Origin of the sequence: Acidovorax sp. (assembly GCF_046314175.1) — a bacterium.
Taxonomy (GTDB): domain Bacteria; phylum Pseudomonadota; class Gammaproteobacteria; order Burkholderiales; family Burkholderiaceae_C; genus Acidovorax.
On sequence record NZ_JBKBXG010000081.1, the window covers coordinates 1 to 23,188 of the forward strand.

The window sequence follows — 23,188 nt, forward strand, 5'->3', positions numbered from 1 at the left end:
CGGTGTGGAGCGGTCACCAGATCGCGATGCGCTACGAGAGCTGGGCCGACACGGTGGAGCGTACGGTGAGCCCGCTGGGGCTGGTGCTCAAGGCGGGTGTCTGGTACCTGGTGGCAGGGCCGGTAGGCGCGGCGGATGATGCGGGTCGTGCCGTGGGTCCGGGTCGTGGGCCGCGCACCTACCGCGTGTCCAGCATCCTGGCGGCCACGGCGCTCGCCTCCGCCGCGCGCCGCCCGGCCCGGTTTGACCTGGCCGGTTATTGGGCGCAGTCCATCCAGCGCTTTGAATCAGGGATTTACACCGGCGAGGCGGCCCTGCTGGCCACACCGGCCGGGCTCAAGGGCCTGCGCGCGCTCAGCAGCGCCGTGGCCCGCGCGGTGGCTGCGGCCCCGCCGCCCCGCCGCAAGGACGGGCGCGTGGCCGTGACCATTCCCATCGAATCGGTGGAACACGCCTGTGGGCAACTCATGCGGTTGTCGCCGCAGGTGGCGGTGCTGCGGCCTGCAGCCTTGCGCCGAGCGCTGGTGGAGCGGGTGCGGGCCACTGCGCGCCTGTATGGCGTGTCTGCGCCGTGACGACTATCTTTTCCGATCGCTATTGATTCAATAGCGATCAGCGCTTTTTGCATAAGCGATAGAGCACTAAAACACTTGAAATTCCGGGCTGCACAAGGCGACTCGCCCGTCGCCCATCACTCACGCGCCCAGCAGCGCGCCGCCGGGATGCCAGTGTGCGCCCGCCCCGTTGCCCACCCGGAACACAGCCACCGACTCCACCAGCCCGTGGGCCTGTTGATTGAGCGTGTTGGCGGCGGCCGCCATCTGCTCGACCAGTGCGGCGTTCTGCTGCGTGGACTGGTCCAGTTGCGCCACGGCGCTGCCGATGTGGCCGATGCCGGTGCTTTGCTCGCGCGTGGCGGCGCTGATCTCGCCAATCAGGTCGGCCACGCGTTTGACCTCGCCCACGATCTCGGTCATGGCCGAGCCCGCGGTAGTCACCAGTGTGGAGCCGGTCTCTACCTTGTGCACGCTGGCTTCGATGAGCGACTTGATCTCTTTGGCCGACTGTGCGCTGCGCTGAGCCAGCGTGCGCACTTCTCCCGCCACCACCGCAAAACCACGCCCTTGTTCGCCTGCGCGGGCGGCTTCCACCGCAGCGTTCAGCGCCAGGATGTTGGTCTGGAAGGCAATGCCGTCGATCACGCTGATGATGTCGCCAATGCGGCGCGAGCTGGTGGTGATGTCGTTCATGGTGGTGACCACCTGGGCCACCACCGTGCCGCCGTGTTCTGCGGCCGCACGGGCAGCCGATGCGAGCTGGCTGGCCTGCTGCGCGGTGTCCGAGTTTTGCTGCACCGTGGCCGTCATCTCTTCCATTGACGCCGCGCTTTGCTGCAGGCTGCGGGCTTGCTGCTCGGTGCGATGCGACAGGTCGGTGTTGCCGGTGGCGATCTCGTGCGAACCCGATTCGATCGCGGTGGCGGACAAACGTACGCGGCCCACGATGTCGGCCAGGGCGGTCTGCATCTCGCCCAGCGAGGCCAGCACGCTGTTGGCAGGTGCTGCGGTGCAGCCGGGCACGGGGCCCAGGTCACCCGACGCCACTCGCCGCGCGGCGGCACTGAGCTGCACTGGGTCGGCGCCCAGCGACCGCATCAGGCTGCGGTTGATCAACGTGGCCAGACCGATGGCCGCCAGGATGGCCGCGATGGCCGAGGCGATGAGTGTGAGTCGCTTGGTCTGGTATTTGTCGGCGGCGCTGCGGATCTCCTGCTCGCCCGATGCGGTGATGAACTGCGTGTACTGCGACGTGGTCCCGATCAGCTGTTTCAGCAAGGGCTGGCATTCGGCGTTCATCTTGGCGGTGGCGTCGTCTTTTTTGCCGGCCAGTGCTAGCGCCACGATATCGAGTGCCACTGGGCCGTAGCGGCCTTCAATGGATTCGAGCTTCTGGAACAGGTCCCGCTCTGCCGCCTGAGCCGTTTGGGAGTCTGCCAGCGCGCGCTTGAGCAGCGCCATGCGCTCCTGAACGCGCTCGTGTGCGGCATTGACGGCGATTGTTTCGGCCTGGATGTCGTCCGGGCTTGCAAGCAGGATCAGGTTGCGGGCGGCGATGGCGCGCGCATTGGCGGCTTCTTGCATATCGCGCGCCAGGCCACCCCGGTGGAACTCGTTGTTTACTAGGTTCTGGAACTCGTCCTGGGCGCCGCTAAGGCTGCGCAGGGACAGGATGGAGACTCCGATCAATATGGCGATGAGCACGGAAAATGCGATCGTCAGTTTCTGGGTGACGGTTTTACGGTGGAAGTTCATGTGGGGAGATGAGCGCCAAAAAGGTACTGGCGACTCACCGGAGGGAGTTAACAATCTGTTTTCAATCTGGCCCGGCACAAAACAAACCCGCTGGCCTGTTTGTTACTCGATGTACCAAGATGTGAATTGTCTTTTGCGAGGTGCGCGTTCGCTGTAGGTCAACTTCGACAGCTGCTCCAGACCGGGGACTTTGAGTGCCGTTACATATTGCCGGGCGTTAGTCGGCGGGGGTGTGGATTACCGAGGCCTGCCTGCTGGTTCAAATTCACGTCGCGCAGGTTTTTGATTAATAACTGTGTGGCATGAAGGCCGGGCGCTATCAAGATACCAAAGCCCCCCCACTGTCCTGCCCGCCGCACCGCACTGTTCCACTGGCAGCACTTTTGCTCAGGCACCATTGGCACCATATTCCACTGGCATACCACCCGATAGTGGCGGTACACAACACGAGGAGCCCCCGTATGTCGTCGTCCACACCTGCTGCTACTGCATCCACCGCCCTGGTGCCCATCGTGCGGGCCCAGTTGCTGGGACCGCAGTGGCCCACGCTCGACCCGTTTCTCTTCTGCGCCCACCACGACGACGCCTACCCCGCAGGCAATGCTGCGTTCGGCCCGGCCGTGCCTATTGAAGACCGCCAGATCGGCAGTGACTTCAGCGGCAAGGACGGCTGGAGCATGTACCACGGTGACACGGTGCCAGGCTTTCCGGGCCACCCGCACCGGGGGTTCGAGACGGTGACGCTGGTGCGCAAGGGGCTGATTGACCATTCCGATTCGCTAGGCGCTGCCGCGCGTTTTGGCGGCGGCGATGTGCAGTGGGTCACGGCCGGCAAGGGCATCGTGCATTCCGAGATGTTCCCGCTGCTCAATGCCACCGAGTCCAATCCGCTGGAGCTGTTCCAGATCTGGCTGAACCTGCCCGCCAAGAGCAAGATGGTGGAGCCGCACTTCACCATGCTGTGGAACGAGCGCATCCCGCGCCTGGTGCACCACGACGTCGCCGGCCGCGCCACCACGGTGACGGTGGTGGCCGGTGGGCTGCCCGGCGCGCCCGACCCGCTGGCGCCGCCGCCCGAGTCCTGGGCCTCGCAGCCCGAAGGCGACGTGGCCATCTGGACGCTGCACCTGGAGCCAGGCGCCGAATGGACACTGCCCGCGGCAAAGGGGGAGAACACGCAGCGCATGCTGTATTTCTTCGTCGGCGACAGCCTGCGCGTGGGCCCGCAGGACGTGGACCGCCATGCGGCGCTGGAGGTGCGCGCCACCGAGGACTGGGTGCTGACCAACACTGGCCCCACCGCCGTCGAATGCCTGGTGCTGCAGGGCCGACCCATTGGCGAGCCAGTGGCGCAGTATGGCCCGTTTGTGATGAACACGCAGGCCGAGATCATGCAGGCTATGAACGACTACCGCCGCACCCAGTTCGGCGGCTGGCCTTGGGCCGAGCAGGACCCGGTGCATGGCACCGAGGCACGGCGGTTTGCGCGGTATCCGGGGCAGACGGACGAAGAGCGCCCGGCAGAAGCTGCCTTTGGCGAATAACCCGTCCACGGGGCGCGCGGCAGGCGCATCGCGCCTCGTGGACAATTCGGGGTTTTGATCGCGCAGCAGCGGGTGCAATGCCCGTCAAACTGCGCTGTTTCTTTCACCGTCTGAAAACGCAAGCAGCACCATGGCCACCATCACCAAAGACTCCGCCGTCACCATCACCTACAAAGTCACCACGCCCGCAGGCAAGCCGCTGGACGGCGGCAGCCTGTCGTACCTGCACGGCGGCTACGAAAACATCTTCGCCAAGGTCGAAACCGCGCTGGAAGGCCAGGCTGTCGGCTTCAGCACCGCGCTGGATCTGGCCGTGGAAGACGCGTTCGGCGCCCGTGACGAAAGCCTGGTGCGCACCATCCCCAAGTCCGAGTTCCCCCCAGGTGTGAAGGTCGGCGGCCAGCTGCAGGGCGTGGGCAGCGACGGCCAGCCCGCCGTGTTCAACGTCGTCAAGATCAAGGGCCCCGAAGTGCACCTGGACGGCAACCACCCGCTGGCAGGGCAGGCGCTGAAGTTCAGCTGCAAGGTCACCGAAGTGCGCGCTGCGAGCGCAGAAGAAATCGCTCACCGGCATGTGCATGGGGCGCATGGGCACCAGCATTGAGTTGCGCAGTACGTAAACCAGGGCCACACCGCACCGAGCTATGTAGGGGTAAAACTGATGCGACTGATTAGGCATTCCGACCGGGCGTTCTCGCTGCATGACTTTCTTTTGGCATCTGAGTGCACTGAGCTGATTGGGTTGGCGGAGGCGGGTGGTTTCAGCACCGCTGGCGTGCGTACCAGTGGCGGTCCCAAGGCCATGCCCGGGGTGCGCAACAACGAGCGCGTGCTGGTGGAGTCACCGCATTGGGTCTCGCTGCTTTCGCAGCGGTTGACGCAGGTAGCGTTGCCGGCCATCGGGGCCGAGGTGGCGAAGGGACTGCCCAAAGATCTGCGGTTCTACAAATACTCGCCGGGTCAGCGATTCAAGATGCACAAGGATGGCCCGTGGACCGAGGCGGGTCTTACCAGCCAGCTCACATTGCTGGTGTACCTCAATGAAGGGTTTTCAGGCGGAGACACCAGTTTTCGGGAATTCACGGTCGAGCCATGCACGGGTTCTGCCTTACTTTTCATCCATGACACTTGGCACGAAGGCACTGCTGTCACCGAAGGCACCAAGTACGTGCTTCGGTCTGATGTGCTCTACGGCCCTGGCGATGCAGCGGCTGCATAGAGAGCACGTTGCAGAGCCTCCAGCACTGTCGCCATCCCCTGTTCTTCGCATCGATCTTGAAGGCCACGGCGTCCGCTCTGTGAGCCCGCGCAGCATCTGCTGTAGTCGCAATCCACTTGTGCGCTAAGGCGCGGCTGGCGGAACCCCAGGGTTTGTCGACATGGCTGTTGACACAGCTTCACTCCTTCGCCGCGGGATCAACTGCCCGTCGAGCAGCATCTCGATGCGGGCAAAAATCTCATGGCGCGAGAACGGTTTCTTCATGAAATCGTCCGCGCCGATGCGGTTGGCATAGAACTGCTCGGTGGCGTGCTCGTTGCCGCTGATCATGATCACCGGGATGTGCTGCCATTCGGGCATTTTGCGGATGGCGCGCAGCGCGTTGAACCCGTTCATGCCGGGCAGGATGATGTCCAGGAATATCAGTTCGGGCGGGTCCTGGGCGATCAGCGCCAGCCCCTGCTCGGCGTCCAGGGCTTCGCGGGTGTCATAGCCTGCCGAGCGCAGCGCCTTGCGCAGCACGGCCACGACGGTTGGCGAGTCGTCGATGATCAGCACCTTGATGCCTTTGCGCGCGTTGACGCGTTTGCGCTGGCGCCGCTCCACGGGCGCAGCGGGCGCTGCCGGGGTGGCTTCGGGTCGGTCCGTCGGCCTGCGCATGCTGCCCAAAAGCCGGTCGAAGATGCTCATGGTGCTGTCTCGTTTCTTACTGGCGTCGTTCAACGGGGTGCAAGTATCCCAGATGCGGCTTTCCTGCCCGAAGGCGTCGTTCTGCAGGCGAGCACACTCTGCTGGCAGGAATGGGGTTTGATTTTCAAAATTGATAGCTGCTAGCGCTTATTGGATAAGCGCTAGAGGCCAAAAACACTCAAAAATTGCCAGTCAACGCCTACCGCCGCGCACCAGCCCACGCCCGCGCAGCACGGGTTCTGCCGCCAGCCGCACGCTCGCCCATTCCACAAAAGCGCGCACTTTGGCGGGCGCCCGCCGCCCCGCCGGGTACACGATGTGCACGGGCACGGGCGGCAGTTCGTGGTCGGCCAGCACGATGCGCAGGCGCCCTGCGCGCAGGCTGGCGGCGGCCTGGTAGGCCAGGCAACGCGTCAAGCCCAGGCCTGCTTCGGCGGCGGCGATGTCCACCTCGTTGCTGTTGCTGATCCACGCAAAATGCGGCTGGCCCGTGGCGCCGTCCTTGAACTTCCACGGCGTGGGCGCACGTGCGTCGAACGAGAAGCCAATGGCCCGGTGCGCGCTCAAATCATCCGGGTGCATGGGCTCTCCGTGTTTCGCCAGGTAGGCGGGCGAGGCCACCACCAGCCGCCGCAGCGCGCCCACCTGCACGGCGGTCAGGCCCGAATCCGGCAGGTGCGCAATGCGGATGGCCACGTCCATGCCTTCGTCCAGCAAATGCACCAGCCGGTTGACGAACAGCGTGCGCACCTGCACCCGTGGCTGCGCCTGTACAAAGCCTTGCACGATGGGCGCCACATGCTGGATGCCGAACATCTGCGGTGCGGTGATGGACAGCAGCCCCTGCGCCTCGGCCTGCGCGCCACTCGCAGCCTGCTCCGCCTCGTGCAGATCGCTAAGGATGGGGCGGCAATCGGCTAGAAAGCGCTCGCCCGCCTCGGTCAGCCGCACCATGCGTGTGCTGCGCTGAAACAGCAGCACACCGAGCCGCGCCTCCAGCGCCGCAATGGCGCGCGTGACGGCCGCCGCCGAGCAGCCCAGGCGCCGCCCTGCTACCGCAAAGCCACTCGCATCGGCCACGGCCACAAAACAACGCAGGGTGTCGAGGTGGTCCATTGTTTCGACTCGTGCAATTTTGAAAGCTGCACTATGGCTATTAACGCCAAGTGGCGCAATAGATAAGGTCGAGTCTTCTTTCCTCAGACGCTCAAAAGGACTTTCGCCATGGCCCCGACCACCCCGCTTCAGCTGTATCGCATGCCCATCTCGGGCCACTGCCACCGCGTTGAACTGCTGCTGTCCCTGCTGGGGCTGCCATACCAATTGATCAACGTGAACCTGCTGCAGGGCGAACACCAGCGCGCAGAGTTTCTGGCGCTCAATCCGCTCGCTCAGGTGCCAGTGCTGGTGGATGCGGGCCTGGTGCACAGCGACAGCAACGCAATCCTGGTGTACTTGGCGAAGCGCTATGCCCCCGGCAGTGCCTGGATGCCGCAGGACGCAGAGGGCCTGGCGCAGTTGCAGCGCTGGTTCAGCCTGGCGGCGGGCTGGTTGGCGCCGGGCATTGCGGCGCCGCGGTTTGCCGCCCTGTGCGGCCGCCCCATCAGCGAGGCCGCGCAGGCCACCGGCAAGCGCCTGCTGAACTACATGGAGAGCGAACTGCAGGGCCGCGTGTGGCTGCTGGGCGGCGCAGAACCCAGCCTGGCCGACATCGCCATGGTCAGCTACACCTCGCAGGCGCACATCGCCGGGCTGCCGCTGGCGGCGTACCCGCGCATTGCCGCCTGGGTGGCACGGCTGCAGGCGCTGCCCGGCTATGTGCCACTGGCCGACACGCTGGCCCCAGCCACCCCGGTGGCCGCATGACTACCGCCGCGGTCGCCGACGCCTTCCACACAGGCGAGCAGGCGCTGCAGCAGCGTGTGGGCCTGCGCGAGCGCATGGCCGCCATCGGCCCGCTGGTGATGCGCGACCACATGCCCGACCAGCACCGTGAGCTGTTCGAGAAGCTGCCCACCTTGCTGCTGGGCGCGCTGGACGACCAGGGCCAGCCCTGGGCGACCATGCTGGCTGGTCCGCCCGGGTTTGTGTACACGCCCGATGCGCAGCAGATGGACATTGCCACCGTGCCCGAAGTTGCGGACCCCGTGTTGAGCCGGTTGTCGCCCGGCGCCCCGGTGGGCGTGCTGGGGCTGGAGCCCCACACCCGCCGCCGCAACCGCATGAATGGGAAAGTGGCTGCTTTCAGTGATGCAGGTTTTTCGATTGCCGTGGTGCAAAGTTTTGGCAACTGCCCCAAATACATCCAGGCGCGCGAGCCGGGCCTGCGCGCTGCGGTTACGCCGCCCGGGCCCGTGCAGTTGCTGGGCCCGGCGCTGGATGCGCAGGCGCTGGCCCGCATCCAGCAGGCCGACACGCTGTTCATCGCCAGCGCCTCGGCCGCGCAGCAGGGCGGTGCGCAGAGCGAAGGCGTGGACGTTTCGCACCGGGGCGGCGAGCCCGGCTTTGTGCACGCCGAGCCCACCGTGCACGGTGTGGTGCTGCGCCTGCCCGACTACCCCGGCAACCAGTTCTTCAACACGTTGGGCAACCTGGCGCTGCACCCGCTGGCGGGCCTGCTGGTGGTGGACTACGAAGGCGGCGGCCTGCTGCACATTGCCGCGCGGGCCGAGCTGCTGTGGGACGACGCGGCGCGTGCGCCCTGGCCGGGTGCGCAGCGGGTGCTGCAGCTCACGGTGCAACGCGCGCTGTGGCGGCCCGGTGTGTTGCCGTGGCGGTGGACACCGCCCGTGGCAGCGCCGCAGTTCAATGCGCTGCGTCGTCCCGGGGCCGCTGCGCCACCGGGTTGATGCGGCGGCGCGGCACGGTGGCGTCGGCCTCCACCATGCGCGCACTGCGCTCATGTGCGGTCTGGGTCAGTTCGCTGATCAGCGCGGCCTCGGGCAGGTTGTGCCAGTAGCGCGTGGGCATCTCTTTTTTCATCATGTTCAGCTTGAGACGCGCGGGGTTGAAGATGTGGCGGTAGTAGGTGAGCCACAGCGCCTCGCCCGCGTCGGGCGGTGGCGCGTCGCTGCGCTGTGCGCCGGGGCTGGTGTGCAGCGCTTTGCCGTCCCAGCGCACACAGGCATCGGGCGTGAGGATGGCCCAGTGCATCTGCGTAAAGCGCCGAATGAAGAAGCCCGCATTGGCTTCTGTGATGAAGTGGTCGGGCTCGAACCAGGCCATGTGCACTGTCTGCCCATCGGGTTGCATCACGGGGCGAAAGCGCACAAACGCATGCATCTTGTGTTTGTCGCGCGCCACCGCTCGGGCCATGTGGTGGGCCTGCATGCGGTCGGCGTCCAACGGGTCGTGGCGCAGGTCGGGGTGCTGGGTCATGCGCCAGAGCAGGCGGTACATCAACGCAAAACGCGCGGGGTCGCGGTGCAAGATGAGCTGCTCGCACAGGCGCACAAAGTCGGGGGGCACTTGGGGCGCGGGGTGTGTGGCGGGCAGGGCGGCCCATCCGGGCGGCGACGGCGTCACTGCGGGTTCGCTGTCGATGCTGGCAAACAGGTCGCCGGCTGCGTCGCCAGCGGTAAACCAGTCCACCTGCTCGGGCAACACCCCGGCCTGCACCAGCGCGCGGGCAGCACGGCGAAAGCCGGGCCAGTCGGTGGGGTGCGCCAGCGTGACGCTTTGGCGCTGCACAGCGTAGGGTGCGAGGAGGGGTGAGTCGAGGGGCGCGGGGTGTGACATCGGCTTCAGTCGAACAGCCCGCGCTGCAACGGTGGCGGCGCCAACTGCGCAGCCAGATCGGTGGCGTCCAGCGCGCGCCCGGGGCGGTAATCGGCGGCCTCCACAAACGGAAGCACCTTCTTCAGCGGCACATGCAGCCGCGCCAGGTCGGCATGCCGCAGGCGGCGTACGCGGCGCGCGGCCAGCAGGCGGTCCACGGTCTGCACGCCAAAGCCGGGCACGCGCAGCAGCAGCTCGCGCGGGGCGGTGTTCAGGTTGACGGGAAAACGCTCGCGGTGCGCAATGGCCCAGGCCAGTTTGGGGTCCATGTCCAGCGCCAGCATGCCGCCTTGGCTGGGAGGCACGATTTCTTCATGCGCAAAGCCGTAAAAGCGCATCAGCCAGTCGGCCTGGTACAGCCGATGCTCGCGCACCGTGGGCGGGGCAATGAGCGGCAGCGCGCGCGCCGCGTCGGGGATGGGGCTGAAGGCCGAGTAGTACACGCGCCGCAGCCGGTGCACGCCATACAGCCGCGCGCTGGTGGCCAGGATGGTGCGGTCGCTGGTGGCATCGGCGCCCACGATCATCTGCGTGCTCTGCCCGCCGGGCGCAAAGTGCGGCACGCTGGCGCGGCGGGTGGTTCGCGACTGCGGCATGGATACGATGGCCTGCGCGGCCTGTTCCTTGCGCGCGGCGCGCGATTCGCCAATGTGGAGGGCCATGCGTGCCATGGAGCGGTCGATGGCGGCGCTGTCCTTCTCGGGCGCCAGCGCTTTGAGGCCCTCGGCGGTTGGCAGCTCGATGTTGATGGACAGGCGGTCGGCATAGCGGCCCGCGCTCTCCATCAGTTCGGGCGATGCGTCGGGAATGGTCTTGAGGTGGATATAGCCGCGAAAGTCGTGCTCCTCGCGCAGCACGCGGGCCACCTCCACCACCTGCTCCATCGTGTAGTCGGGGCTCTGGATGATGCCGCTCGACAAGAACAGCCCCTCGATGCAGTTGCGGCGGTAAAAGTCGAGCGTGAGTTGCACCACCTCGTCCACCGCAAACCGTGCGCGCTGAACATTGCTACTCACGCGATTCACGCAGTACAGGCAGTCGTACTGGCAGAAGTTGGTGAGCAAAATCTTGAGCAGCGAGATGCAGCGCCCGTCCGGCGCATAGCTGTGGCAAATGCCCATGCCCTCGGTAGAGCCCATGCCCCGCCCGCCCACCGAGTCGCGCTGCGTGGCGCCGCTCGATGCACACGAGGCGTCGTACTTGGCAGCGTCGGCCAGGATGGCGAGTTTGGACTGTAAATTCACTGGATGAATTTACAGTAAATGGCATGCCCGACACCCTTCAGGGGTCAAGCAACGGGATGACAGTGATTCACATTTGATAGCTATCAGCGCTTGATAGATAAGCGCTAGAGGCCAAAAATACTAAAAATTCAGATGCCGCGGTGCCAGACGTTTGATCGCTCAGGGCTGCCTGGCCAGCGCCCGGCGCAGCAGCCGCGATGCGCGCTCGCGCAGGGGCGAAGACGGGTGGCGTGCGAGTACGCGCGGGTTGGCTTTGGCCAGCTCACACGCGTTCAGAAAATCTTCCAGGATGGCGGTGTCGTCCAGCGTGTCGGACCCGGTTTTGTGGAACTCGGGGTGCCACTGCGTGGCGGCGATGTAGCCGCGCCCCGGGGCCGGTTGCAGGCGGATGGCCTCGGGTACGCCGTCGGGTTCGCTCAGCGCCTCGACCACAAAATCCGGCGCCACGCGCTTGATGCCCTGGTGATGGATGCTGTTGACCCGCGCGCGCGGCGTGTCGGGGTACAGCTTGGCCAGGTGCGATTCGGGAACAATCTGGATGTCGTGGAAATGCTGGTCGTAGGTGCTGGCGTTGCGGTGCTGTTGCGCGCCGGGGTGCTGTGTTTCGATGTCCTGGTACAGCGCGCCGCCGAACGCCACGTTGATCAGCTGCAGGCCTCGGCACACACCAAAGATGGGCTTGCCCACTTCGGCAAAGGCCTTGACCACGGCCAAGTCGTACAGGTCGCGCACCCGGTCACCTACCCATTCCTCGCGCAGCGGCTCTTCGCCGTAGTTGCCCGGCCATACATCGGCGCCACCGTGCATCACAACGCCGTCCAGCCAGTCGGCGTAGTGCGCCAGCGTCACGTCGCCACGTGCCGTCTCGCCCGTGGGGCAGGGCACCATCACCACCATGGCACCGGCCGACATGATCCAGTGCGCGATGGACTGCTCCACGTACTGCAGGGTCTTGCCCGTGAAAAGCGGGCGGGCGGGGTCGGCGTGCTGAAAACAGGCGGACAAACCAATCTTGAGGCGGCGGGCTGCGGGCATGTGAGGGGCTCCGTGGGCGCAATGAATGCGCCTGATTTGCAATGCAGGGGGATGCCTCTTTGTAGCACCGCGCCGTAAACCCGCGTGTAGGAAGGGGCCGTGCAGCGCTGGTGGCACGGGGTTCGGCCCCACCAACCCCTGCTGCAGCAAGACCCGGCAACTAACAGGTTCTTACCGGACAGCGCGCCAAAGGTGCGACCATGGGGGTTCGCGGGACTGCCGTACCGGCCCCATGGGCGGGCGGTGGTCCTCTCGGAACCCTCATCAAGGAGCAACTCCATGCAAGTACAAGTCAACACCGATGACCACATCCACGGCGGCGAGTCCCTGGCGCAATGGATCACGGACGAGTCCAAGAGCCGCCTGTCGCGCTTTCAGGACCACATCACGCGTCTGGAGGTGTTTCTGACCGATCTGGATGCGGGCAAGTCCGGCGCCAACGACAAACGCTGCCGCATCGAGGCGCGTGTCACCGGCCGCCAGCCTGTCACCGTGACCGATGAGGCCGACAAGATGGCCAACGCGTTCATCGGCGCCGCCGACAAACTGGCCCGCGCGCTGGACACAGACCTGGGCCGCGTGAAAGACCGCCATGGCCGCGACACCATCCGCACGGCGACGGCAGCGGAGGAATAAATTTTTAGTCAAATTGGCTGCTAGCGCTTGATGGATATGCGCTGGCAGCTATTAAATCTATAGTATTGGTTAAAAAAAGGGCCTTGTAGCCGTGGTGGCTGCAAGGCCTTTTTTTGTTCAGAGATCCAGGACAAGCAGTTTGCTGCGTGCACGCGAGCAGCAGGGCATGAACTGCTCGTTGGCGGCCTTTTCCTCATCGGTCAGGTACATGTCGCGGTGGTCCACCTCGCCCTCCAGCACGCGGGTAAGGCAGGTGCCACACACGCCTTGCTCGCACGAGGTGAGGATGTCGATGCCCTCACTGCGCAGGGCCTCCACCACCGACACATCCGGCGCAATCGCATACACCTTGCCGGTGCTGGCAATGCGCACTTCAAAGCCTTGGTCGCCCGAGGTGTCCTGCGCAGGCGCACCGAAATATTCGAGGTGAATGTGGTCCGGCGCCCAGCCCATGGCTTTGGCGGTGGTCACCACATGGTCGATGAAGCCTGCAGGGCCACACACGTACACGCGTTGGTCTGGGCCCGGCGCCGCCAGCACGGCGGCCAGGTCGAGTTTCTGTTCGGGCGCGCCTGCATCAAAGTGGAAGTGCGTGTGGGGTGCCATGGCCGATGCGGCGATCTCGGCAGCAAACGCCGTGCGTTCGGCAGAGCGTGTGCAGTAGTGCAGCGCAAAGTCGGCACCGGTGCGCGCCAGCCGGTCGGCCATGCACAGCAGCGGCGTGACGCCAATGCCGCCCGCCAGCAGCACGGTGCGTCGCGCCGGGTGCAGCGCAAAGTGGTTGCGCGGCGTGCTGATGGTGATCACGTCGCCTTCGTGCACGCTGTCGTGCATGGCCACCGAACCGCCGCGTGAGGCAGGGTCGCGCAGTACGGCGATGCGGTAGCGGTGTGATTCGTGCGAGGCGTTGCACAGTGAGTATTGGCGGGTCAGTCCACCGGGCAGGTGCACGTCGATGTGCGAGCCGGCGCTGAACGGGGGCAGCGCGGCGCCGTCCACGCGTGCCAGCTCAAAGCTGGCGATTCCCTCGGCCTCGGCCTGTTTTTTGACGACGCGGACCTGGATCGTTTCCTGCGCGGTCATGCAGCCACCGCCTGGGGTGCAGTGGCGGCCTGCTCGGCCGCGATGATGCGGTCCAGGATCTTGCGCGACTGCACGCCGCCTGCGTCGATGTTCAGCATGAGCAGCTTGCGGTCGGGGTAACGCAGCAGGTTCTGCTGCTGCTGTTCCAGTATGTCCTGGTCTTCGGCAAAGATGTTGCCCTGGCCGTCTCGGATCTGCGTGGTCAGAGAGGGGTCTTGCGGCTTAAAGTTGCGCGCCATGCCCCAGAAGTAGTGGATGGATGTGTCCGTCTCCGGCGTGATGAAGTCCACCACGATGCTCGATGCCTTCTTGTCGGCCGGCGCGTCGTAGCCGCCGTTGCCCGCCAGCGCCACGCCCACTTCGATCAGCACATGGCTCGGGGGCGTGAAGTGGCAGATCTGCCAGCGGTCCACCGGCTGGTCGTCGGGCAGGCCGTTCATGCGCAGCGCCATCTTCCAGAACGGCGGTGCCTCGATGCCTTCCATGAAGCGGCTGGTGATGACCTCGTCGCCTTCCACGCGGGTCTTGCAGGGCACCTCGTCGATTTCCTTTTGGCCGATGCTGGTGGAGTGCACGTAGGTCTCGTGCGTCAGGTCCATCAGGTTGTCGATCATCAGGCGGTAGTCGCAGGCAATGTGGTACAGACCGCCGCCGTAGGCCCATTCGGGGTTGTTGGCCCAGGGCAGGTGGTGGATGGTGGCGGGATCGGCCTGCGCGGCATCGCCGGGCCACACCCAGATGAAGCCGTAGCGCTCCACCACCGGAAAGCTGCGCGTCTTGGGGAAGCCTTGCACGCGCTGCCCGGGCATGGACATCGACTTGCCGGTGCATTCCACCCGCAGGCCGTGGTAGCCGCACTGCAGGTGGCCTTCGCAGACTGTGCCCAGCGACAGCGGGGCGCCCCGGTGCGGGCAGAAGTCGTCCAGCGCGGCGACCTGGTCAGGCGCGGGGCGGTAGAAGACGATCTTCTCGCCGCAGATGGTGCGGCCCAGGGGCTTGTCGGCAATCTCGTCGGGCGTGCAGGCGACGTACCAGGTGTTCTTGGGATACATGGCGGTGTCTCTCTCCGTGGGGTGGAAGGTCGTTGCAGGCTCGCTGGCGTAGCGGCTCACAATCGTGTGCTGCACGCATTTTGCTAAAAGCGCCCATCGATGTATACAGAAAATTCGGACAAATCAGCTATCGCATGGCGGCATAGCGCGTAAGTTGCTGTTTTGTATTCATTTTTAAACGGATGATATGGCGTTGGTTGGGTTTCCTGTATACATTCCGGCCATGCCCACCGAACCCACACTGGCAGACGCCAACCCAGGCGACGCCGCGGAAGCTGGCGCGTCGCAGTCCGTCAAGGCACAACTGCGCCTGCGCGAAATGATCCTGGCGGGCGAACTGCCTGGCGGTGCCCGCATTGCCGAGCTGACCATCGTCGAGAAGCTGGGGGTGTCGCGCACGCCCATCCGCGCTGCGCTGATGCTGCTGGAGCAGGAGGGGTTGCTGCAGCGCCTGGCAGGCGGGGGCTACGCGGTGCGCACGTTTTCAGAGACCGATGTGGCCGACGCCATCGCGCTGCGCGGCACGCTGGAGGGGCTGGCCGCACGGCTTGCGGCAGAGCGGGGTGTGGCCCCGGAGGTGATGGCAGAAGCCCACGCATGCCTTGCGGCCATCGACGCCACGCTGGCGCCCCCTGCGCTGGATGACGAGGGCTTTTCACGCTATGTGGCACTGAACGCGCAGTTTCATGTGCTGCTGGGCCGCATGGTGGGCAGCGAAGTGGTGGCGCGCGAGCTGGAGCGCGTCAAGGGCCTGCCGTTTGCATCGCCGTCGGCGTTTGTGATGGTGCAGACCCATTCCCCCCAGGCGCGCGACCTGCTGGTGGTGGCGCAAGACCAGCACCACCAGCTGCTGGACGCCATCGAGCACCACGAAGGCGCGCGGGCCGAGGCCATCATGCGCGAGCATTCCCGCCTGGCGCAGCGCAACCTGCGCGCCGCGCTGTCAGGCTATGCCAGCGGGCGGGTGCATGCCGACATGCCCGCGCTCACGCTGATTCGGCGCGGCTGAACGGCGTCTGGGCTGCTCTCAAAACCTGTCGCATCGCTGTCGGCGCATGCCGACGCATCCGATTCTGAGGGTTTCACCGGTTTCATAACATTACGGCATAGCTGAAAGTCCGCCATAGAACTGGCATGTGGGCGCCACCCCATGCACAGTTTGGGGGCCTGACGATCCCGCAAGCCGTGCCCGCAGGCACCCCGCGAACCGCGGCACGGATACCTACAGACAGACCGGAGACAAGACAATGACCTTCCTGAAGCGACGCACAGCCCTCGCGGCGATGGGGGCGGTAGCCCTGGCCACCATGGCCACCACCGCTACGGCCCAGACCGTGACGCTGCGGCTGCACCAGATGCTGCCGCCGCAGGCCACCATTCCCGCCAAGGCGCTGGTGCCCTGGGCCCAGAAGGTCGAAGCCGATTCGGGCGGCAAGATCAAGGTGCAACTGTTCCATGCCATGCAGCTGGGTGGCGCACCGCCACAGCTGTTTGACCAGGCCCGCGATGGCGTGGTCGACTTCACCTGGACGGTGCTCGGCTACACGCCCGGCCGTTTTCCCAAGACCGAAGTGTTTGAGCTGCCCTTCATGAGCGGCAACGCCGAAGCCTCCTCGCGCGCCATTCACGAATACGTCGAGAAGTTTGCCCCCGAAGAGTTCAAGGATGTCAAGCTGATTGCGGTGCACACCCACGGCCCTGGCCTGTTCCACACCAAGACTCCGGTGACGGGTCTCGAAAGCCTGCGCGGCATGAAGGTGCGCGGCGGCTCGCGCATCATCAACAACATGTTGACCAAGCTGGGCGCCACGCCGGTGGGCATGCCCGTGCCAGCCGTGACCGAAGCGCTGTCCAAGGGTGTGATCGACGGCACCACCATCCCATGGGAAGTCACGCCGTCGCTCAAGGTGACCGAACTGGTGAAGAACCACACCACCTTTGCAGGCAACGAGGGCCTGTATACGCAGACCTTTGCGTTCTCGATGAACAAGGCCAGCTATGACAAGCTGCCCGCCGACCTCAAGGCCGTGATCGACAAGAACTCTGGCGTGGAAGCCGCCGCCATGTTTGGCCGCGTCATGGACGAGGGCGACAAGGTAGGCCGGGGCATCGCCGAGCGCGCCAAGAACAACATCGTGGCGCTGGACCTGGTCGAGACACAACGCTGGCGCCGTACGGCCGCCACGGTGGAAACCGACTGGATCAACGAAGTCAAAGCCAAGGGCATCGATGGTGCCAAGCTGGCTGCCGAAGCCCGTGCGCTGATCGCCAAACACAGCAAGTAAATCGGCCCTTGTGGCCCCCGGCCGTCCTTGTGAACATGGTTTCAGGGGCGGCTTTTTATTGCGCCGACGGTGCAGGGATTGACGGAAAATCTCCCTCACCTCGGCTCCCTGCAGGAAGAATTTCGCATGATTGCATTCATCTACCGGCTGGCCCGCTGGTCGGCCATTGTGGGCGGCATCGTGCTGGTCGCGCTCACCGTTATGATCGTGGCCAGCATCTCGGGTCGGGCATTGATTGGCCTCGGTCTGGGCCCGGTGCCCGGCGACTTTGAACTGGTAGAGATGGGGACGGCTGTGGCGGTGCTTTTCTTTCTGCCCTGGACGTACCTCAAAGGCGGCCACGCCACGGTAGACCTTTTGTACATGCACCTGCCCGCGTGGGCGAAACGTGCGGTGGTCATGGTCAGCGACCTGCTGATGCTGGCGGTCTGGCTCATCCTGACCTGGAAGCTCTACGAGGGCATGGTCGAGAAAAAACAATACATGGAAACCACCTTCATTCTGGCCATGCCCCTGTGGTGGGCCTATGCCGCCTGCCTGGTGGGCGCGGTCATCGGCTGCCTGGCCTACATTGCGCGCACCGCCACCCTGTTTGGCCTGGGCAAAGAGCCAGAAGGCTGGACCACCGAAGCGGGAGTGCACTGATGAGCGGCGTTGAACTTGCGGCCTGGTCGTTCCCGATCCTGCTGTTTCTGATTTTTGTCCGCATCCCCATTGGCCTGGCCATGCTGGTCTGCGGCCTAGTGGGTGCGTGGCTGGTGTACGGCACCACAGCGCCCGTGCTCAACCAGCTCAAGCAGGTCACGTACAGCACGTTCTCCAGCTACTCGTTGTCGGTCATTCCGCTGTTTCTGCTGATGGGGCAGTTTGCGGCGCTGGGCGGTTTGTCGCAGGCGCTGTTCAAGGCGGCCGAGGCATGGATTGGCCACCGCAAAGGTGGCGTGGCCATGGCAGCCGTGGGTGCCTGCGCGGGCTTTGGCGCCATCTGCGGCTCGTCGCTGGCCACTGCTGCCACCATGGGGCAGGTGGCCTTGCCAGAACTGAAAAAGGCGGGTTACGCAGGCGGCATCTCCACAGCCACGCTGGCCGCCGGTGGCACGTTGGGCATCCTGATTCCGCCGTCGGTGGTGCTGGTGATCTACGCCATCCTGACCGAGCAGAACATTGCCAAGCTCTTTTTGGCCGCGTTTGTGCCGGGCATCATGGCCGCGATTGGCTACGTCATCGTGATCGCGCTGTATGCCCGGCTGCGTCCCAAGGAGATGGGCTCCAAGCCCCCGATGCCCATGGCCGAGCGCTGGAAGGCCACAGCCAAGGTCTGGCCCGTGATGCTGATCTTTGTGGCGGTGGTGGGCGGTATCTACCTCGGCTTCTTCACACCCACCGAAGGCGCTGCCGTAGGCGCGTTTGGCACGGGCGTGGCCGCCTGGATGTCGGGCGGGCTGAACCGCAAGACACTGGTGGGCGCCGTGATGGGCACCGCTGTGGCTACCGGCATGATCTTCATGATCGTGCTGGGTGCAGGCGTCTACAACACCTTCCTGGCGCTATCGCAATTGCCGCAAGAGGCCGCGCAGATGGTGGCTGGTTCGGGCCTGAGCCCGATGGTGGTGCTCGTTTCCATCCTGGTGATCTATGTGGTGCTCGGCTGCTTCATGGACTCGCTGTCCATGATCTTGCTGACCATTCCGGTGTTCTTCCCCATCGTCACGGCGCTGGACTTTGGCCTCACGCCCGAAGAGTTCGCCATCTGGTTCGGCATCTTGGTGCTCATCGTGGTCGAGGTAGGCCTCATCACGCCGCCCGTGGGCATGAACCTTTTCGTGATCAACAGCATGGCCAAGGACGTGCCCATCACTGCTACCTACCGCGCCATCATGCCGTTTGTGGCCAGCGACTTCATTCGCACCGCGATCCTGGTGGCGTTCCCGAGCATCGTGGTCTTCGTCTTGCGCTTTTGACATGCACCGCCGCAGCGTCTTGGTCACTGCGGCGGCGGCATCCTGGGCGCTGACTTCGCTGCGAGGCCACGCGCAGCCCGCGTTTCCAAACAGGGTACTGCGCGTCGTCGTGCCCTTTGCCGCCGGTGGCGTCGGCGACCTCACGGCGCGCGCGGTGGCGGCGGGGCTGGCCGGGCGTCTGGGCCAGCCGGTGGTCATCGACAACCGGCCGGGTGCGGGTGGTGTGGTGGCCGCAGATACCGTAGCGCGTGCCGAGCCAGACGGGCACACGCTGCTCCTCATGTCCAACGGCACGGCGGTCACGGCGAGTCTTTTCAAAACGCTGCCTTACGACACCGTGGCCGACTTCACGCCCGTCAGCACGCTGGGCACTTTCGACATCGCCGTACTGGTGCCTGCCGATTCGCCCCACCGCACGCTGGCCCAGTTTCTGGCGCATGCGCGTGCCCACCCAGGCCAGCTCAATGTCGGCAGCATCAACATGGGCAGCACACAGCACCTCGCGGCGGAGCTGTTCAAAAGCAGTGCTGGTATCGACGCGCAGGTGGTGCCGTTCAACGGCACGCCCGCACTCATCACGGCGCTGCGGGGCCGCCAGGTCGATGCGGGTGTCGAAATTTTGGGCTCTGCATTGCCCCAGGTGCGCGCCGGGGCGTTGCGGGTGCTTGCGGTGACGGGCGAGCGGCGTTCTGCGGTGTTGCCCGATGTGCCCACGGCGGTGGAATCGGGTGTTCAGGGGTTTGTAGCGTCATCGTGGAACGCGCTAGCCGTGCCCGCGCGCACGCCGCGCGCGGTGGTCGACCGTCTGCAGCGCGAGCTGGTGGCCGTGCTGGCGACACCTGCCGTGCAGCAGCAATTGCGGGCACTCAACGTGGAGCCGCGCGCATCAACACCTCAGCAGGCGGCAGCGCTGCTCAAGACCGACATCGACCGCTGGCGCGCCGTGATCGAGCGCGCGGGCATTCTGACGCAGTGACTGGGCGGGCGTTGGGGCTCTGCAGTCGTCAGTCGGTGCTGCAGGGGCTTCAATACAGCGCCTGCAGCGTGGTGCGGATCAGCTCCGCCATGGCTTGCTGCGTGAGTGTGGCCGGGCGCTGCGAACTTACCGCCAGAAACAGCTTGCTGCGCAACCGGGTGCTGCCGTCATCCTCACCGCTGTTGACGCCTTGCAAAGGCCGGGTGCTGAACACTTCGGGCTTGCCCGACGTGGTGACGGCATTCATGGGCAACACGGCGCAGCCCGCGCCATCGGCCACCAGGTCCAGGATGGCGGCCACGCCATCGATCTCCAGGCTGATCTGCGGACGCTTGCCGCGGGCCGCCAGTTCGGATTCCACCAGCATGCGGATCGAGTTGGGACGGGTGGGGATCACCAGCGGAAATCGTGTCAGCTCGTCCAGCGACACGGGCTCGCGCGCCAGCGCATCGGCTTCGGCATCCGTCTGGCCTGCGGGGCGGCGCTGCACCAGAAACAGGTCTTCTTCCAGCAGCGCCGTGATCTCGATGCCCGGCGCTGGGGCGGTGTTGTACAGCAGCGCAATGTCCAGCAGGCCGGTGGTCAGCGACTCGCGCATGGCCACCGATAACCCCTCGCTGATGGCCAGCGCTGCGTCGGGCAACTTGACGCGGAACGCGCGGGTCAGTGGCACTGTCAGCACCTTGGCAATGCTGGGCGGAAGGCCAATGGCCACACGCCCGGCGAGCCCGCCGCGCACGCGGCCCAGCTCCTCGCGCGCGCGCTCCACCTGGTGCAGGATGCCGCGCCCATGCTCCAGCAGCAGCTTGCCCGCTTCGGTGGGCGTGGCACCCCGGCCGTTGCGCACCAGCAGGTTCTGGCGCAGCTCCACCTCCAGCAGGCGCACCTGGCGGCTCAGGGCGGGCTGGGCAATGTCCAGCACCACCGAGGCGCGGGTAAAACTACCCAGCTCGGCCACGCGCACAAAGTATTCGATCTGCTTGAGGTCCATGGGGAATGTTCTCTGCTATTTGCAATAGCTCCAAGTCAACGATCACGGAATGATATATCTGGTAGTGCCGGTGCCGACTTCTTGTTTGGGCCCGCGCTGCCCACAATCAGTGCAATGGATTTCACCGTAAGCACTGACGGGGCCACGCAGAGCCCTGATGGAGACACCAAAACATGACCCCGCCAGAAATTCGCGGCATCTCGTCGATGGCCACGCGCCAGGTGCTGGCCGATCTGGTGGCCGGGTTTGCGCAGCAATCGGGCACGCTGGCCGCCATCGAATCGGTGGGCGGTGTGGACGCTGCCAAGCGCGTGGCGGCGGGTGAGGTCTTCGACGTGGTCATCCTTGCGTCGGATGCCATTGACAAGCTGCTTGCCGCAGGCCACCTGCTGCCCGGCAGCAAGGTGGACTGGGTGCACTCCGGCGTGGCCGTGGCTGTGCCTGCGGGCGCGCGGCTGCCCGACATCAGCACAGAAGACGCGGTGCGCCAGGCCGTGCTGGCCGCGCCCAGCATCAGCCTGTCCACCGGCCCCAGCGGTGTGGCGCTGGCCAAATTGTTCGAGCGCTGGGGCATTGCCGAGCAGATTGCCCCGCGCATGGTGCAGGCGCCTCCCGGCGTACCGGTGGGCTCGCTGGTGGCCAAGGGCGAAGTGGCCCTGGGCTTTCAACAGCTGAGCGAGCTGTTGCATGTGCAGGGCATCCAGATCGTGGGCCCGCTGCCGCCCGCCATCCAGATCACCACCACGTTTTCAGCAGGCATCAGCGCGTTGTCGCAACAGGCGGATGCAGCGCGTGCGTTGCTGGCCTACCTGGCCTCCCCAGCCGCAGAAGAAGCCAAACGCAAGCAGGGCATGGAGCCCGCCTGACCGATCACAAGAACACCTTCCAGGAGCATCAACCCATGAGCCTCATCATCGACTGCCACGGTCACTACACCACGGCCCCTAAGGCGCTGGAGAACTGGCGCAATGCGCAGATCGCCGGCATCAAAGACCCGGCGGCCATGCCCAAGGTGGCAGATCTGCACATCAGCGACGACGAGCTGCGCGAGTCCATTGAGACCAACCAGCTCAAGCTGATGAAAGAGCGCGGCAGCGACATCACGCTGTTCAGCCCGCGCGCGAGCTTCATGGCCCACCACATCGGCGACTTCAACGTGTCCAGCACCTGGGCCGCCATCTGCAACGAGCTGTGCTACCGCGTCTCCACGCTGTTCCCCGACCACTTCGTGCCCGTGGCCATGCTGCCGCAGTCGCCCGGTGTTGATCCAGCCACCTGCATCCCCGAGCTGGAAAAGTGCGTGCATGAATACGGCGCCGTGGGCATCAACCTCAACCCCGATCCATCGGGCGGCCACTGGACCAGCCCGCCGCTGACCGACAAGCACTGGTACCCCATCTACGAAAAGATGGTGGAGTACGACTTGCCCGCCATGATCCACGTGAGCACCAGCTGCAACGCGTGCTTTCACACCACGGGCGCGCACTACCTGAACGCCGACACCACGGCCTTCATGCAGCTGATCCAGGGCGACCTGTTCAAGGACTTCCCCACGCTCAAGTTTTTGATCCCGCACGGCGGTGGTGCCGTGCCCTACCACTGGGGCCGGTTCCGTGGCCTGGCGCAGGAGATGAAAAAGCCGCTGCTCGACGACCACCTGATGAACAACGTGTTTTTTGACACCTGCGTGTACCACCAGCCCGGCATCGATTTGCTCAACACCGTGATCCCGGTCAAGAACGTGCTGTTCGCCAGCGAAATGATTGGCGCGGTGCGCGGCATCGACCCCACCACCGGCAACTACTACGACGACACCAAGCGCTACATCGAAGCCAGCAAGATCCTGAGTGCAGAAGACAAGCACCAGGTTTATGAAGGCAACGTGCGCCGGGTGTTCTCCCGACTCGATTCACGCCTGAAGGCAAAGGGGCTCTGACATGTTTCAACTAGGCGTTGTCTACCGCAACATCACCCGCGCCGACCGCGCAGCCGCCGATGGCCTGGCAGCATTGGGCTCAGCCACCGTGCACGAGGCCATGGGCCGCGTGGGCCTGCTCAAGCCCTACATGCGCCCCATCTACAGCGGCCAGCAGGTCAGCGGCACCGCAGTCACCGTGCTGCTGCAGCCGGGCGACAACTGGATGATGCATGTGGCCGCCGAGCAGATCCAGCCCGGCGACATCGTGGTGGCGGCGGTCACCTCCGAATGCACCGATGGTTACTTCGGCGACTTGCTGGCCACATCCTTCCAGTCGCGCGGCGCCCGCGCGCTCATCATCGACGCCGGTGTGCGCGACGTGAAGACGCTGCAGGAAATGAACTTCCCCGTGTGGAGCCGCGCCATCAGCAGCAAGGGCACCATCAAGGCCACGCTGGGCTCGGT

General features: G+C 65.3%; 24 protein-coding genes. 15 read left to right on the plus strand and 9 right to left on the minus strand.

The window, feature by feature from the left end:
• The coding region (locus tag ACK4OE_RS19665) for a helix-turn-helix transcriptional regulator (RefSeq protein WP_409887266.1) at nucleotides 1-575 on the plus strand (575 nt) is incomplete at its 5' end.
• A gap of 120 nt (nucleotides 576-695) precedes the next feature.
• On the opposite strand, the gene ACK4OE_RS19670 is transcribed toward ACK4OE_RS19665, so the two are convergent.
• Nucleotides 696-2,312, minus strand: a complete 1,617-nt coding sequence (locus tag ACK4OE_RS19670) for a methyl-accepting chemotaxis protein (RefSeq protein ID WP_409887268.1) — start codon at nucleotides 2,310-2,312, stop codon at nucleotides 696-698.
• 461 nt (nucleotides 2,313-2,773) lie between these two features.
• Here ACK4OE_RS19670 and ACK4OE_RS19675 point away from each other — a divergent pair, with 461 nt between their 5' ends.
• From ACK4OE_RS19675 to ACK4OE_RS19685, 3 genes are all read left to right on the plus strand, one after another.
• A complete protein-coding gene (locus ACK4OE_RS19675; protein ID WP_409887270.1) occupies nucleotides 2,774-3,856 on the plus strand; it encodes a pirin family protein in 1,083 nt (360 codons plus the stop codon).
• A gap of 130 nt (nucleotides 3,857-3,986) precedes the next feature.
• Nucleotides 3,987-4,460, plus strand: coding sequence for a peptidylprolyl isomerase (locus tag ACK4OE_RS19680; RefSeq protein ID WP_409887272.1), 474 nt, complete (start codon nucleotides 3,987-3,989; stop codon nucleotides 4,458-4,460).
• A gap of 57 nt (nucleotides 4,461-4,517) precedes the next feature.
• Nucleotides 4,518-5,075, plus strand: a complete 558-nt coding sequence (locus ACK4OE_RS19685; protein ID WP_409887274.1) for a prolyl hydroxylase family protein — start codon at nucleotides 4,518-4,520, stop codon at nucleotides 5,073-5,075.
• Between the two features lie 123 nt (nucleotides 5,076-5,198).
• Here the strand turns inward: ACK4OE_RS19685 and ACK4OE_RS19690 are convergent, their stop codons facing one another.
• Both ACK4OE_RS19690 and ACK4OE_RS19695 read right to left on the minus strand, forming a co-directional pair.
• Nucleotides 5,199-5,765, minus strand: a complete 567-nt coding sequence (locus ACK4OE_RS19690; protein WP_409887276.1) for a PleD family two-component system response regulator — start codon at nucleotides 5,763-5,765, stop codon at nucleotides 5,199-5,201.
• A gap of 192 nt (nucleotides 5,766-5,957) precedes the next feature.
• Nucleotides 5,958-6,881: a LysR family transcriptional regulator gene (locus tag ACK4OE_RS19695; protein WP_409887278.1), complete on the minus strand. Its 924-nt coding sequence runs from the start codon at nucleotides 6,879-6,881 to the stop codon at nucleotides 5,958-5,960.
• A 108-nt stretch (nucleotides 6,882-6,989) separates the two neighbouring features.
• Between ACK4OE_RS19695 and ACK4OE_RS19700 the strand changes: the two genes are divergently transcribed.
• Complete coding sequence (locus ACK4OE_RS19700; protein ID WP_409887280.1) at nucleotides 6,990-7,631, plus strand: glutathione S-transferase family protein; 642 nt, start codon at nucleotides 6,990-6,992, stop codon at nucleotides 7,629-7,631.
• Nucleotides 7,628-8,614: a pyridoxamine 5'-phosphate oxidase family protein gene (locus ACK4OE_RS19705; protein WP_409887282.1), complete on the plus strand. Its 987-nt coding sequence runs from the start codon at nucleotides 7,628-7,630 to the stop codon at nucleotides 8,612-8,614. Before ACK4OE_RS19700 ends, ACK4OE_RS19705 begins: the two co-directional genes overlap by 4 nt.
• Here ACK4OE_RS19705 and ACK4OE_RS19710 read toward each other — a convergent pair.
• The 3 genes from ACK4OE_RS19710 to ACK4OE_RS19720 form a co-directional block, all read right to left on the minus strand.
• On the minus strand, nucleotides 8,571-9,455 hold the full coding sequence (locus ACK4OE_RS19710) for a TIGR03915 family putative DNA repair protein (RefSeq protein WP_409887310.1): 885 nt from the start codon (nucleotides 9,453-9,455) through the stop codon (nucleotides 8,571-8,573). The two genes, ACK4OE_RS19705 and ACK4OE_RS19710, sit on opposite strands and share 44 nt — an antisense overlap.
• A gap of 53 nt (nucleotides 9,456-9,508) precedes the next feature.
• Complete coding sequence (locus ACK4OE_RS19715) at nucleotides 9,509-10,786, minus strand: putative DNA modification/repair radical SAM protein (RefSeq protein ID WP_409887284.1); 1,278 nt, start codon at nucleotides 10,784-10,786, stop codon at nucleotides 9,509-9,511.
• Between the two features lie 159 nt (nucleotides 10,787-10,945).
• Entirely contained in the window at nucleotides 10,946-11,821 is an 876-nt protein-coding gene (locus tag ACK4OE_RS19720; RefSeq protein ID WP_409887286.1) for a gamma-glutamyl-gamma-aminobutyrate hydrolase family protein, read from the minus strand.
• Nucleotides 11,822-12,100: 279 nt separating this feature from the next.
• Here ACK4OE_RS19720 and ACK4OE_RS19725 point away from each other — a divergent pair, with 279 nt between their 5' ends.
• Nucleotides 12,101-12,457, plus strand: a complete 357-nt coding sequence (locus tag ACK4OE_RS19725) for an HPF/RaiA family ribosome-associated protein (RefSeq protein ID WP_409887288.1) — start codon at nucleotides 12,101-12,103, stop codon at nucleotides 12,455-12,457.
• A gap of 117 nt (nucleotides 12,458-12,574) precedes the next feature.
• Here the strand turns inward: ACK4OE_RS19725 and ACK4OE_RS19730 are convergent, their stop codons facing one another.
• Together ACK4OE_RS19730 and ACK4OE_RS19735 are read right to left on the minus strand one after the other, a co-directional pair.
• Complete coding sequence (locus ACK4OE_RS19730) at nucleotides 12,575-13,540, minus strand: PDR/VanB family oxidoreductase (RefSeq protein ID WP_409887290.1); 966 nt, start codon at nucleotides 13,538-13,540, stop codon at nucleotides 12,575-12,577.
• Nucleotides 13,537-14,592 (minus strand): Rieske 2Fe-2S domain-containing protein, encoded by a 1,056-nt coding sequence (locus ACK4OE_RS19735; RefSeq protein WP_409887312.1) that lies wholly within the window; start codon nucleotides 14,590-14,592, stop codon nucleotides 13,537-13,539. The genes ACK4OE_RS19730 and ACK4OE_RS19735 overlap by 4 nt, the downstream gene beginning before the upstream one ends.
• A gap of 223 nt (nucleotides 14,593-14,815) precedes the next feature.
• On the opposite strand from ACK4OE_RS19735, the gene ACK4OE_RS19740 reads away from it, so the two are divergent.
• From ACK4OE_RS19740 to ACK4OE_RS19760, 5 genes are all read left to right on the plus strand, one after another.
• Nucleotides 14,816-15,601, plus strand: a complete 786-nt coding sequence (locus ACK4OE_RS19740) for a GntR family transcriptional regulator (protein ID WP_409887292.1) — start codon at nucleotides 14,816-14,818, stop codon at nucleotides 15,599-15,601.
• A 238-nt stretch (nucleotides 15,602-15,839) separates the two neighbouring features.
• A complete protein-coding gene (locus tag ACK4OE_RS19745) occupies nucleotides 15,840-16,877 on the plus strand; it encodes a TRAP transporter substrate-binding protein (RefSeq protein ID WP_409887294.1) in 1,038 nt (345 codons plus the stop codon).
• Nucleotides 16,878-17,003: 126 nt separating this feature from the next.
• Complete coding sequence (locus ACK4OE_RS19750) at nucleotides 17,004-17,522, plus strand: TRAP transporter small permease (RefSeq protein WP_409887296.1); 519 nt, start codon at nucleotides 17,004-17,006, stop codon at nucleotides 17,520-17,522.
• Nucleotides 17,522-18,838 (plus strand): TRAP transporter large permease, encoded by a 1,317-nt coding sequence (locus ACK4OE_RS19755; RefSeq protein ID WP_409887298.1) that lies wholly within the window; start codon nucleotides 17,522-17,524, stop codon nucleotides 18,836-18,838. Before ACK4OE_RS19750 ends, ACK4OE_RS19755 begins: the two co-directional genes overlap by 1 nt.
• Nucleotide 18,839: 1 nt before the next feature.
• Nucleotides 18,840-19,814, plus strand: coding sequence for a Bug family tripartite tricarboxylate transporter substrate binding protein (locus ACK4OE_RS19760; RefSeq protein ID WP_409887300.1), 975 nt, complete (start codon nucleotides 18,840-18,842; stop codon nucleotides 19,812-19,814).
• A gap of 49 nt (nucleotides 19,815-19,863) precedes the next feature.
• Here ACK4OE_RS19760 and ACK4OE_RS19765 read toward each other — a convergent pair whose 3' ends face one another.
• Nucleotides 19,864-20,805 (minus strand): LysR substrate-binding domain-containing protein, encoded by a 942-nt coding sequence (locus tag ACK4OE_RS19765; RefSeq protein WP_409887302.1) that lies wholly within the window; start codon nucleotides 20,803-20,805, stop codon nucleotides 19,864-19,866.
• Between the two features lie 173 nt (nucleotides 20,806-20,978).
• Between ACK4OE_RS19765 and ACK4OE_RS19770 the strand changes: the two genes are divergently transcribed.
• The 3 genes from ACK4OE_RS19770 to ACK4OE_RS19780 form a co-directional block, all read left to right on the plus strand.
• The gene (locus ACK4OE_RS19770; RefSeq protein ID WP_409887304.1) at nucleotides 20,979-21,671 is read left to right on the plus strand and encodes a substrate-binding domain-containing protein; all 693 of its coding nucleotides are present in this window, start codon (nucleotides 20,979-20,981) and stop codon (nucleotides 21,669-21,671) included.
• A gap of 35 nt (nucleotides 21,672-21,706) precedes the next feature.
• Complete coding sequence (locus ACK4OE_RS19775) at nucleotides 21,707-22,741, plus strand: amidohydrolase family protein (RefSeq protein ID WP_409887306.1); 1,035 nt, start codon at nucleotides 21,707-21,709, stop codon at nucleotides 22,739-22,741.
• A 1-nt stretch (nucleotide 22,742) separates the two neighbouring features.
• On the plus strand, nucleotides 22,743-23,188 hold a 446-nt coding region (locus ACK4OE_RS19780), incomplete at its 3' end, for a 4-carboxy-4-hydroxy-2-oxoadipate aldolase/oxaloacetate decarboxylase (protein ID WP_409887308.1).

Bases quoted from the DNA above. Each gene is read 5' to 3' on its own strand.
- ACK4OE_RS19670 (WP_409887268.1), bottom strand. From the start codon at position 2,312: ATGAACTTCCACCGTAAAACCGTCACCCAGAAACTGACGATCGCATTT.
- ACK4OE_RS19675 (WP_409887270.1), top strand. From the start codon at position 2,774: ATGTCGTCGTCCACACCTGCTGCTACTGCATCCACCGCCCTGGTGCCC.
- ACK4OE_RS19680 (WP_409887272.1), top strand. From the start codon at position 3,987: ATGGCCACCATCACCAAAGACTCCGCCGTCACCATCACCTACAAAGTC.
- ACK4OE_RS19685 (WP_409887274.1), top strand. From the start codon at position 4,518: ATGCGACTGATTAGGCATTCCGACCGGGCGTTCTCGCTGCATGACTTT.
- ACK4OE_RS19690 (WP_409887276.1), bottom strand. From the start codon at position 5,765: ATGAGCATCTTCGACCGGCTTTTGGGCAGCATGCGCAGGCCGACGGAC.
- ACK4OE_RS19695 (WP_409887278.1), bottom strand. From the start codon at position 6,881: ATGGACCACCTCGACACCCTGCGTTGTTTTGTGGCCGTGGCCGATGCG.
- ACK4OE_RS19700 (WP_409887280.1), top strand. From the start codon at position 6,990: ATGGCCCCGACCACCCCGCTTCAGCTGTATCGCATGCCCATCTCGGGC.
- ACK4OE_RS19705 (WP_409887282.1), top strand. From the start codon at position 7,628: ATGACTACCGCCGCGGTCGCCGACGCCTTCCACACAGGCGAGCAGGCG.
- ACK4OE_RS19720 (WP_409887286.1), bottom strand. From the start codon at position 11,821: ATGCCCGCAGCCCGCCGCCTCAAGATTGGTTTGTCCGCCTGTTTTCAG.
- ACK4OE_RS19725 (WP_409887288.1), top strand. From the start codon at position 12,101: ATGCAAGTACAAGTCAACACCGATGACCACATCCACGGCGGCGAGTCC.
- ACK4OE_RS19730 (WP_409887290.1), bottom strand. From the start codon at position 13,540: ATGACCGCGCAGGAAACGATCCAGGTCCGCGTCGTCAAAAAACAGGCC.
- ACK4OE_RS19735 (WP_409887312.1), bottom strand. From the start codon at position 14,592: ATGTATCCCAAGAACACCTGGTACGTCGCCTGCACGCCCGACGAGATT.
- ACK4OE_RS19740 (WP_409887292.1), top strand. From the start codon at position 14,816: ATGCCCACCGAACCCACACTGGCAGACGCCAACCCAGGCGACGCCGCG.
- ACK4OE_RS19745 (WP_409887294.1), top strand. From the start codon at position 15,840: ATGACCTTCCTGAAGCGACGCACAGCCCTCGCGGCGATGGGGGCGGTA.
- ACK4OE_RS19750 (WP_409887296.1), top strand. From the start codon at position 17,004: ATGATTGCATTCATCTACCGGCTGGCCCGCTGGTCGGCCATTGTGGGC.
- ACK4OE_RS19755 (WP_409887298.1), top strand. From the start codon at position 17,522: ATGAGCGGCGTTGAACTTGCGGCCTGGTCGTTCCCGATCCTGCTGTTT.
- ACK4OE_RS19760 (WP_409887300.1), top strand. From the start codon at position 18,840: ATGCACCGCCGCAGCGTCTTGGTCACTGCGGCGGCGGCATCCTGGGCG.
- ACK4OE_RS19765 (WP_409887302.1), bottom strand. From the start codon at position 20,805: ATGGACCTCAAGCAGATCGAATACTTTGTGCGCGTGGCCGAGCTGGGT.
- ACK4OE_RS19770 (WP_409887304.1), top strand. From the start codon at position 20,979: ATGACCCCGCCAGAAATTCGCGGCATCTCGTCGATGGCCACGCGCCAG.
- ACK4OE_RS19775 (WP_409887306.1), top strand. From the start codon at position 21,707: ATGAGCCTCATCATCGACTGCCACGGTCACTACACCACGGCCCCTAAG.